Below are 9,815 nucleotides of genomic sequence, written 5' to 3' on the forward strand. Positions count from 1 at the left end.
GGCCTCCTCCTACTCGATTGATCAAAAATATTCATATCAACACCAGCACGTAATCCAAGCATTGGTGTCGCTTGGTAAACGTAGGCCCCGCCTAGGCTTATACCATGTGTTGTTTTCTCTTCTACTTCGCCTGAGCGCGTTTTCGTACCGTCATAACTTGCCACGCCAATTTCAGCCTGAAAGCCGTGGATTTGGTTTCTTCCAAACATGTTTTGCTTCGTAACAGGTTTAAATCAAGAGAGCTGAATAAGTCTTTAGCCATATCTATCCATGAAAATTTTCTGCGCTATTAAATCTAATATACGTCAGTCAGTTAGATTAGTCAGCGAGGTTCTCTGGATTTATGCTGGCGACTATTGCCCTAAGCGGTGAGGGCGGCTCTCACATCAGATATCTTACTCGCATCTGTCACTGGGATCTGATAATCATCAATATTATCACTGCCCATTTGAGCACTTGAGTTGTTTTCCATTAGACTCGGTCTTGTCGATTTACCTGAAAGGTGAAGTGCAGGTACTTGGGTGGTACTTTGAATCATCTTAGCATTCGTTGCATTGACGCCAGCGCCAGCCATGATATCGATTCTGCCATCGGCTTGTTTGACCATATCTGCGAGCACATTGATGCCTTGCTCAGCATTAACAGCGAGCCCTGATGTCAGGATTCTTTCACATCCAAGTGTGATGACCTGTTCTAATGCTGTTTGATAATCAGAGCTTTGATCAATGGCTCTATGGAACGTCATTCCAAGCTTCAATGAGTGCGCTTTGTCAGCCAGTTGCTGCATTTTTGGCATATCAATACTTCCGTTCGGCGCTAATACACCAAGTACGACCCCATCCAATCCTGCATTTGCGCAAGCTTCAATATCTTCAAGCATACAGAGCATATCGTCGTTATCGAAAATGAAGTCGCCTTGTCTTGGGCGTATCATAGCGTAGACCGGAACCGACGAAGCTATTGCCGCTTGTTTCATCATTCCGAAGCTTGGAGTTAATCCGCCAAGTGCTAATGAAGAGCAAAGCTCAATTCGATTCGCGCCACCAGATAGTGCGGTATGAAGAGATTCTAAGTTATCGATACAGACTTCAATTTCGGTGTTCATCGTGTTTATCCGTTCAAAAAGATACTGATGAAATAATAGCAATCTAGGTGTGATTCTGAATAGATGGGGATAAGGGAAAATAGAGGTAAAGTTTAGGTTTATCGCTACCTCAATTATCTATTACAAGAGTCAGTCTAGGGGAGCGAGGAGAGGGAAAACAAAAAGCCCGAAGCGTTAACTTCGGGCTTTTAATAGGACTTTACTTCTTAACTGATTGGCGGTGCGCTTTGCGCTATTAGCTTATGCTTTATGTCTCTTTAAAGAGAATCTTCCAACCATTAACCCGCGTTGAGTTCGGGCTTAAGAGGTAATTACTTGCTTAGGTCGTCAGCGTGCTCAGATAGGAATGCTGCAACACCTTTTGGAGATGCGTCCATACCTGATTTGCCTTCTTCCCATTGTGCAGGACAAACTTCACCGTTCTTCTCGTGGAAGTTTAGTGCGTCTACCATGCGTAGCATTTCGTCGATGTTACGACCTAGTGGAAGATCGTTAACTACTTGGTGACGTACAAGACCGTCAGCGTCGATTAGGAAAGAACCACGGAAAGCAACGCCTGCTTCTGGGTGCTCAACATCGTATGCTTTGCAGATCTCGTGCTTAACGTCAGCAATTAGAGGGTATTTAACTTGACCAATACCGCCATCAGCGATAGCAGTGTTACGCCATGCGTTGTGAGAGAATTGAGAATCGATAGAAACACCGATTACTTCAACGCCTTTAGCTTGGAAATCTTCAAGACGGTTGTCGAAAGCGATTAGCTCTGAAGGACAAACGAAAGTGAAGTCTAGTGGGTAGAAGAAAACTACAGCTTTCTTACCTTTAGTGAATTCTGCGAAGTTGAAGTTATCAACGATCTCACCGTTACCTAGAACAGCTGCTGCAGTAAAGTCAGGGGCTTGACGACCTACTAGTACCATTTTGGAATCTCCTAAAAAATTAGTTGGCCCAACACATCTTTGTTTGGGCTCCGTTTCTACGGGACAAACTATAGTACAATCGGTACTATAGAAAAAAGCGAATTAAATAGATTAAGTTAATCGAAAAAAGCGATAAGCTTATTCTTTGTCCTGTCCTTAGGTCGAATGACCTTTACCTAACTTATCCTACTCATATTACAAAGTAATTTCATGAATAAATGGCCAAGTCTTAAGCAACTTCACTATCTTGTTACTCTTCACGAAACTCGTCATTTCAGTGATGCCGCAGATCGCTGTTTCGTCAGTCAATCTACGCTAAGTAAAGGCATTCAAAACCTAGAAGAGCTGATTGGTTGCCCGCTTTATGAGAAGAAAGATAAAAAGAGCCCGCTAGTTTTCACGCAAGCAGGTGAGCTGGTGGTCAAGCACGGTCGAGAGCTACTAGCGAAAGGACAAGATCTCGTAGAGCTTGGAAATCTATGTAACGGGGATGCGATGCAAGGGCAGCTGCGAGTCGGGTGTATTCCTACTATAGCGCCGTTCCTTTTGTGCGATTTGGTACAGGAAGCCAACCAGCGCTTTCCACAATTAAATTTGCTGTTACGTGAAGACACAACGACCAACCTATTGGCTGCGCTGCGTCATGGAGACTTAGATGTGCTGATTCTGGCTTTGCCTGTCGATATCGACAATATGGAAAGCCAAGTTGTTGGGCAAGACCCTTTCCGGATGGTGATCAGTCGCAATCAAGCTGATGGTATTCGCGTTCCGATTAAATACGATGACCTGCCAGACGAATCTGTATTTTTGTTGGAGAACGAGCATTGCTTAACCGAGCATGCTGTGTCGGCTTGTAAGTTAACGGATAAAGAGAAGATCAACCCGTTCACTGCGACGAGCCTTCACACATTGGTGCAAATGGTGGCCAATGGTTTAGGAACCACCTTTATTCCGCAAATGGCGATCGACCACGGTTTATTGGAAAACCAGAATCTCGTTGTGATCGATCCTCCTGGTCAGCAGGCCTACCGAGATATTGGCCTTGTCTGGCGACCAAGCTCTTCGCGTCGTGAGACATTCCATCAATTAGCGGATGTGGTATCTGAGCTTCTATAATAATCCGCTGCGACAACAATCCCTCTGAGCGGCTGAATTGGCCGCTCTTCTTTATATCAATTCCGAGCGTTACTCTACTTCTGCTTCTTCTGGCTCTACTTCTTCTTGCAGCTCCAGTAAATTGATCGCTATCGTGACAAAATCGCTGTCTGTAATAATGCCTACTAGTTCGTGGTTTTCTACGACAGGTAAACAGCCCACTTTATGTTTCTGCATGTAGATAGCCGATTCTTTTAATCCTGCACGCGGCTCTACCGACATAACACTTTTGTGCATGATGTCGTTGAGGGGAGTAGCAAGAGTAAAAGATTGAGCTTGTGGGATGTTTTGTAGGCTGGATTCTTGAGCGGCGAGAACGTCTCGTTGTGTGACGACACCTAGTAGTTGCCTGTCGGAATCGACGACCGGAATATGGCGGATATCAAGTGCTTCCATCATGTGCTTAGCATCGGCCAGTGAGTGTGAGCGCAATAGGGTATGAGGGTTGCGAGTCATCATATCTTCAACCTTGATCATACGAACCTCCTTCTTTTTTATTTGTTGCTATTACTATAGTTTTTTATCCAAAAAATAACTGAGATCTGACGCATTCTTGGGTGAGTTTTATGCAACTAATTCTTTAGCTTGAGGAGGTGAATCAGTCGCATTATTTTACGCCTCTTTACAATAATCCAGTGCTGTAAACCTTGCTATTGCGGCTCGTGTGCCTATACTAGCCCACTGCGAAATTTTTAGTCGTGTTTGCGATGTGTTTCTGGTAACGATTGACTTACCGTAACGATTATCCAGCAACTACGATTTATGATTCGTCAACGGCACAAATCTCATCAACTAAGACAAGACTAGACACATGCAAGTTTCAGATTTTCACTTTGACCTACCAGATGAACTCATTGCTCGCTATCCTCAAGAGGAGCGTACAGCAAGCCGCCTGCTTAAATTAGATGGCAACAGCGGTAACCTAGCTGATGGTTCGTTTAAAGACGTTTTAGACTTGGTTGAGCCAGGCGATCTTGTTGTTTTCAATAACACTCGAGTGATTCCAGCTCGTGTATTTGGTCGCAAGGCATCAGGCGGTAAGCTTGAAGTGCTGGTTGAACGTATGCTTGATGAGAAAAGCATTCTTGCGCATGTTCGTTGTTCTAAATCACCGAAGCCGGGTACCAAGTTGTTCCTTGGTGAGAACGATGAATATGAAGCTGAAATGGTGGCGCGTCACGATGCGTTATTCGAAATCCATTTCACATCTGATCAAAGCGTTTTAGAGATTCTTAACAGTGTTGGTCACATGCCACTGCCTCCTTACATCGATCGTCCTGATGAAGATGCAGATAAAGAGCGCTACCAGACTGTCTATAATGAAAAGCCGGGTGCGGTTGCAGCGCCAACAGCAGGCCTTCACTTTGATGACAAGCTAATGGCTGACATGAAAGAAAAAGGTGTTGAGTTTGCTTACGTGACGCTTCATGTTGGTGCTGGTACGTTCCAGCCAGTAAAAGTTGATAATATTAACGATCACCACATGCATGCTGAGTACGTTGAAGTGCCGCAAGAAGTGGTTGACGCCGTAGCTGCAGCAAAAGCCCGTGGCGGCCGTATTATTGCTGTTGGTACAACATCAGTACGCTCACTAGAAAGTGCAGCTCAAGATGCATTGAAGAAAGGCACTGAGCTCGTTCCTTTCTTTGGTGATACAGAAATCTTCATCTTCCCTGGCTATGAATACCAGTTGGTGGATTGCTTGATTACCAACTTCCACTTGCCAGAATCAACACTGATTATGTTGGTGAGTGCATTTGCAGGTTACGAAAACGTGATGGGCGCATACGATCACGCAGTGAAGAGCGAATATCGTTTCTTCAGCTACGGTGATGCCATGTTCATCAATAAGAAAACAAGCTAATTTAAGCTAGTTATAAACGATATACATTAGAATTTACGGGTGCTAGCAGTAAGCTAGGAGTCGGGCAGGGTGTCTGTCTAATCTCTCGCAAGGAATACGCGACCGCTCCTCATAGAACCCACTAGACTGAACTTTTGTTTGGCCTAAGGTTCTGAATTAACAGTCAGATTGTTTCTCTGGCATATTGGAGGCTTCGTGAAATTAAAATACGAACTTAAAAAAACTAATAGCGGCGCACGTCGTGGTCAACTTCAGTTTGAACGCGGTACCGTTGAAACCCCAGCATTCATGCCTGTAGGTACTTACGGTACTGTTAAAGGTATGACACCTGAAGAAGTAAAAGACACAGGTGCTGAAATCCTATTAGGTAACACATTCCACCTATGGCTACGTCCTGGTCAAGAAATCATGAAAATGCACGGTGACCTGCACGATTTCATGAACTGGCACGGTCCTATCCTGACTGATTCAGGCGGCTTTCAAGTATTCAGCCTAGGTGCAATGCGTAAAATCACTGAAGAGGGTGTTCATTTCCGTAACCCTGTAAACGGTGACAAGATCTTCATGGACGCTGAGAAGTCTATGGAAATCCAAAAAGATTTAGGTTCAGACATCGTAATGATCTTCGATGAGTGTACGCCTTACCCTGCGACACACAAAGAAGCAAAAGACTCAATGGAGATGTCTCTTCGTTGGGCTGAGCGTTCACGTAACCACTTCGACAAACTTGAAAACCCGAACTCACTGTTCGGTATCGTTCAAGGTGGCGTGTACGAAGACCTTCGTGATGTATCCGTTAAAGGCCTAACAGAAATTGGTTTTGACGGTTACGCAGTAGGTGGCCTAGCAGTAGGCGAACCAAAAGAAGATATGCACCGCATTCTTGAGCACACATGTCCTCAACTGCCAGAAGATAAGCCACGTTACCTAATGGGCGTAGGCAAACCGGAAGACTTGGTTGAAGGTGTTCGCCGTGGTATCGACATGTTTGACTGTGTAATGCCAACGCGAAATGCACGTAACGGCCACCTGTTTGTGACTGAAGGTGTGATCAAGATCCGTAATGCGAAGCATAAAACCGATACAACACCACTAGATTCAGAGTGTGACTGTTACACTTGTAAGAACTACAGCAAGTCGTACTTACACCATTTGGATCGTTGTAACGAAATCCTAGGTGCTCGACTGAACACGATTCATAACCTGCGTTTCTACCAACGAGTAATGTCAGACATTCGTCAGTCTATCGATGAAGACCGCTTTGAAGAGTTCGTTGCAGAGTTCTACGCAAGAATGGGGCGTGAAGTGCCACCACTAGGTAAAGAATCTTAGTATTTCTTTTTTGCGAGCCCTATCTCTCTTCCGAGTGATGGGGCTTGAAAATAAAGGGATGCGACCCAATTAGACAAACAATTACGAAAATATAAATAGAGGATGTTTTAAATGTTTATTTCTCAAGCTCACGCAGCAGCAGAAGGTGCACCAGCAGGCGGCGGTTTCGAAATGCTTATCATGCTAGGTATGTTCGCTGTGATCTTCTACTTCATGATCTACCGTCCACAAGCTAAGCGTGTTAAAGAGCACAAAAACCTTATGTCTTCTATGGGCAAAGGTGATGAAGTTCTTACAAGCGGCGGCCTAATTGGCAAGATCACTAAGATTGCAGAAGACAGCGACTACGTTGCTATCGAACTGAATGCAAACAACGAAGTAGTTATCAAGAAAGACTTCGTTACAGCAGTGCTACCAAAAGGTACTCTGAAATCTCTATAAACAGCTAGAGGATCCTCGCTGTGCTAAACCGTTACCCGTTATGGAAGTACCTGATGGTGGTGTTTACTATCGCCATCGCTGCGTTGTACGCACTTCCGAATATATACGGTGAAGATCCGGCAGTTCAAGTTACAGGGGCGCGCGGCGCCTCTGTAGATATGTCTACGCTGGATGCTGTCACCAATGCTCTTGAAGCTGAAAACCTTTCTACTAAATCCGTTGCTCTAGAAAACGGTTCCATTCTTGTTCGTTTTAACGATACAGACTCTCAAATTAGTGCTCGTGATGTCATCACTGAAGCATTAGATGAAGACGTAATCGTTGCTTTAAACTTAGCTGCTTCAACTCCTGATTGGCTTGAATCTATTGGTGCTGCACCAATGAAGCTTGGTCTTGACCTACGTGGTGGTGTTCACTTCTTGATGGAAGTGGATATGGACGCTGCGATGCAAAAGCTGGTTGGCCAACAAGAAGAAGCGTTCCGTAGCGAACTTCGTGAAGAAAAAATCCGTTACCGTGCAATTCGCCCATCTGGTAAAGATGCGGTTGAAGTGATTCTACGTAACGCCGAGCAGCTTGCTGAAGCGAAATCGCTACTGCAATCTAAGCACCAAGACATGACGTTTGTAGATTCTGAATCTAATGGTCGTTTTTCTTTGGTTGCTAGCTTCACAGAGGCTCGTCTTCAAGAAATCCGCAACTATGCGGTAGAGCAAAACATTACCATTCTACGTAACCGTGTTAACGAACTTGGTGTTGCTGAACCTTTGGTTCAACGTCAAGGCTCTAGCCGTATCGTAGTGGAATTGCCTGGTGTTCAAGACACGGCTCGCGCTAAAGAAATTCTTGGTGCTACCGCGACGCTTGAGTTCCGTGAAGTGGATAGCAGTGCTGACTTAGCCGCTGCCGCTTCTGGTCGTGCCCCTGCGGGTAGCGAAATCAAGCAAGATCGTGATGGTCGTCCTGTGGTACTTAAGAAGCGCGTTATTCTAGGCGGCTCAAGTATTACTGATGCAAGCTCAAGTGTTGATGAATATGGTCGTCCTCAAGTTAACATCTCGCTAGACAGCGAAGGTGGTAGCAAGATGTCTGCATTCTCTCGTCAGAATATCGGTAAGCTAATGGCAACGGTATTTGCAGAGTACAAAGACAGCGGTCGTAAAACACCGGAAGGTCGAGTTATCTTAAGTAAGCACGAAGAAGTGATTAACCAAGCGACGATTCAATCTGCGCTAGGCCGTAACTTCCGTATTACTGGTATTGACTCAACGGCTGAAGCTCATAACTTGGCACTTCTACTGCGTGCTGGTGCGTTGATTGCGCCTATCTCGATTGTAGAAGAACGTACCATTGGTCCATCTATGGGTCAGCAAAACATCGATATGGGTATCATGGCGATGGTTTGGGGTATGGCTGCTGTAATGCTGTTTACGCTGCTTTACTACCGTAGCTTTGGTCTGATTGCGAACGTTGCGCTAATGGCTAACTTGGTGTTGATTATCGGTGTTATGTCGATGATTCCGGGGGCTACCATGACCCTACCGGGTATTGCCGGTATCGTATTAACGGTCGGTATGGCGGTTGATGCGAACGTTCTGATCTTTGAGCGTATACGTGAAGAGCTTCGAGATGGACGCAGTCCACAACAAGCTATTCACCAAGGTTACGCGAACGCATTCAGCACAATCGCCGATGCCAACATCACCACACTACTAACAGCAATCATTCTATTTGCTGTGGGTACGGGTGCTATCAAAGGCTTCGCGGTAACGCTGTCTATCGGTATCTTGACTTCAATGTTTACAGCTATTGTCGGAACACGTTGTATCGTGAACCTGATGTATGGCGGCAAACGCGTTAAAAAACTGTCGATCTAAGGCTAGGAATTAATATGTTTCAGATTCTAAAAGCAGACAAAATGATCGACTTTATGCGTTGGTCAAAGGTTGCCTTTGTTTTTTCTATCTTGATGATTGGTACTGCTATCTTCACCCTAACAACGAAATCGTTGAACTGGGGTCTAGATTTTACTGGCGGTACTCTGATTGAAGTTGGTTTTGAACAACCGGCACACCTTCCTGATATTCGTAGTGCACTAGAAGCCGAAGGCTTTGGTGATGCGACGGTACAGAACTTCGGTTCAGCTCGTGATGTGATGGTTCGTTTACGTCCACGTGATGGCGTAGCGGGCGAAACGCTTGGTAACCAAATCCTTTCTGCTATTGAGAATGGTACTGGTGAGCAAGTTGAAATGCGTCGTATCGAGTTCGTTGGTCCTAACGTGGGTGACGAATTAACAGAAGCGGGTGGCCTTGCTATCCTAGTTTCTCTTATCTGTATATTGATCTACGTATCAGTGCGATTTGAATGGCGTTTGGCTGCGGGTGCAGTATTAGCACTGGCGCACGACGTTATCATCACTCTGGGTGTGTTCTCTCTAATGCAAATTGAGGTCGACCTTACCATCGTAGCAGCCTTGCTAACGGTCGTCGGTTACTCCCTCAACGATACCATTGTTGTATTCGACCGTATTCGTGAGAACTTCCGTAAGATGCGTAAGGGTGAAGCGCCTGAAGTACTGAACAGCTCAATCACACAAACATTGAGCCGTACATTGATCACTTCTGGTACCACGTTATTCGTAGTTATCGCACTGTTCGTTCAGGGCGGCGCTATGATCCACGGCTTCGCGACTGCACTTTTATTGGGTATTACGGTTGGTACTTACTCTTCTATCTACGTTGCATCTGCACTGGCTATGAAGTTAGGTATTACGCGTGAACACCTAATGCCACCACAAGTGGACAAAGAAGGTGAAGAGTTTGACGAGATGCCTTAGGCCTTGGCTTAATAAGTTTCGCTAAACCAAAAAAACCGCTAGGCAACTAGCGGTTTTTTTACGTCTGTATTCTAGGGAAGCTCAATACAATTTAGCGTTGAAGTATGTTGAACTTCATTTCACTAAGAGACATCCTGATCGTATCTCGTATCTCGTATC

Annotated in this window: 9 protein-coding genes and 1 pseudogene; 6 read left to right on the plus strand and 4 right to left on the minus strand. The window is 45.1% G+C overall.

Features of this window, described 5'->3' with window-relative positions:
* The 3 genes and pseudogenes from AB4375_RS20595 to AB4375_RS20605 all read right to left on the minus strand — a co-directional run.
* A pseudogene (locus AB4375_RS20595) lies at nucleotides 1-215 on the minus strand (hypothetical protein); the annotation flags it as partial.
* A 146-nt stretch (nucleotides 216-361) separates the two neighbouring features.
* Complete coding sequence (locus AB4375_RS20600) at nucleotides 362-1,105, minus strand: copper homeostasis protein CutC (protein WP_372052432.1); 744 nt, start codon at nucleotides 1,103-1,105, stop codon at nucleotides 362-364.
* 311 nt (nucleotides 1,106-1,416) lie between these two features.
* Nucleotides 1,417-2,025, minus strand: coding sequence for a peroxiredoxin C (locus AB4375_RS20605; RefSeq protein WP_017062526.1), 609 nt, complete (start codon nucleotides 2,023-2,025; stop codon nucleotides 1,417-1,419).
* A gap of 210 nt (nucleotides 2,026-2,235) precedes the next feature.
* On the opposite strand from AB4375_RS20605, the gene AB4375_RS20610 reads away from it, so the two are divergent.
* Complete coding sequence (locus tag AB4375_RS20610; protein ID WP_017062525.1) at nucleotides 2,236-3,141, plus strand: hydrogen peroxide-inducible genes activator; 906 nt, start codon at nucleotides 2,236-2,238, stop codon at nucleotides 3,139-3,141.
* A gap of 69 nt (nucleotides 3,142-3,210) precedes the next feature.
* Here AB4375_RS20610 and AB4375_RS20615 read toward each other — a convergent pair whose 3' ends face one another.
* Complete coding sequence (locus tag AB4375_RS20615) at nucleotides 3,211-3,657, minus strand: CBS domain-containing protein (protein WP_017062524.1); 447 nt, start codon at nucleotides 3,655-3,657, stop codon at nucleotides 3,211-3,213.
* Nucleotides 3,658-3,991: 334 nt separating this feature from the next.
* On the opposite strand from AB4375_RS20615, the gene queA reads away from it, so the two are divergent.
* From queA to secF, 5 genes are all read left to right on the plus strand, one after another.
* Nucleotides 3,992-5,044: a tRNA preQ1(34) S-adenosylmethionine ribosyltransferase-isomerase QueA gene (gene queA / locus AB4375_RS20620; protein WP_372052433.1), complete on the plus strand. Its 1,053-nt coding sequence runs from the start codon at nucleotides 3,992-3,994 to the stop codon at nucleotides 5,042-5,044.
* A 195-nt stretch (nucleotides 5,045-5,239) separates the two neighbouring features.
* Nucleotides 5,240-6,376, plus strand: coding sequence for a tRNA guanosine(34) transglycosylase Tgt (gene tgt / locus AB4375_RS20625; RefSeq protein ID WP_017056177.1), 1,137 nt, complete (start codon nucleotides 5,240-5,242; stop codon nucleotides 6,374-6,376).
* Nucleotides 6,377-6,487: 111 nt separating this feature from the next.
* Entirely contained in the window at nucleotides 6,488-6,817 is a 330-nt protein-coding gene (gene yajC, locus AB4375_RS20630; protein WP_010440492.1) for a preprotein translocase subunit YajC, read from the plus strand.
* Nucleotides 6,818-6,837: 20 nt separating this feature from the next.
* Nucleotides 6,838-8,694, plus strand: coding sequence for a protein translocase subunit SecD (secD, locus tag AB4375_RS20635; protein WP_081325187.1), 1,857 nt, complete (start codon nucleotides 6,838-6,840; stop codon nucleotides 8,692-8,694).
* 14 nt (nucleotides 8,695-8,708) lie between these two features.
* Complete coding sequence (gene secF, locus AB4375_RS20640) at nucleotides 8,709-9,656, plus strand: protein translocase subunit SecF (protein WP_017062837.1); 948 nt, start codon at nucleotides 8,709-8,711, stop codon at nucleotides 9,654-9,656.
* The last annotated feature ends 159 nt before the right edge of the window (nucleotides 9,657-9,815 follow it).

The sequence above is a fragment of the Vibrio sp. 10N.261.51.C6 genome, from assembly GCF_041471785.1.
Taxonomy (GTDB): Bacteria; Pseudomonadota; Gammaproteobacteria; order Enterobacterales; family Vibrionaceae; genus Vibrio; species Vibrio crassostreae_C.

Bases quoted from the DNA above. Each gene is read 5' to 3' on its own strand.
- AB4375_RS20600 (WP_372052432.1), bottom strand. From the start codon at position 1,105: ATGAACACCGAAATTGAAGTCTGTATCGATAACTTAGAATCTCTTCAT.
- AB4375_RS20605 (WP_017062526.1), bottom strand. From the start codon at position 2,025: ATGGTACTAGTAGGTCGTCAAGCCCCTGACTTTACTGCAGCAGCTGTT.
- AB4375_RS20610 (WP_017062525.1), top strand. From the start codon at position 2,236: ATGAATAAATGGCCAAGTCTTAAGCAACTTCACTATCTTGTTACTCTT.
- AB4375_RS20615 (WP_017062524.1), bottom strand. From the start codon at position 3,657: ATGATCAAGGTTGAAGATATGATGACTCGCAACCCTCATACCCTATTG.
- queA (WP_372052433.1), top strand. From the start codon at position 3,992: ATGCAAGTTTCAGATTTTCACTTTGACCTACCAGATGAACTCATTGCT.
- yajC (WP_010440492.1), top strand. From the start codon at position 6,488: ATGTTTATTTCTCAAGCTCACGCAGCAGCAGAAGGTGCACCAGCAGGC.
- secF (WP_017062837.1), top strand. From the start codon at position 8,709: ATGTTTCAGATTCTAAAAGCAGACAAAATGATCGACTTTATGCGTTGG.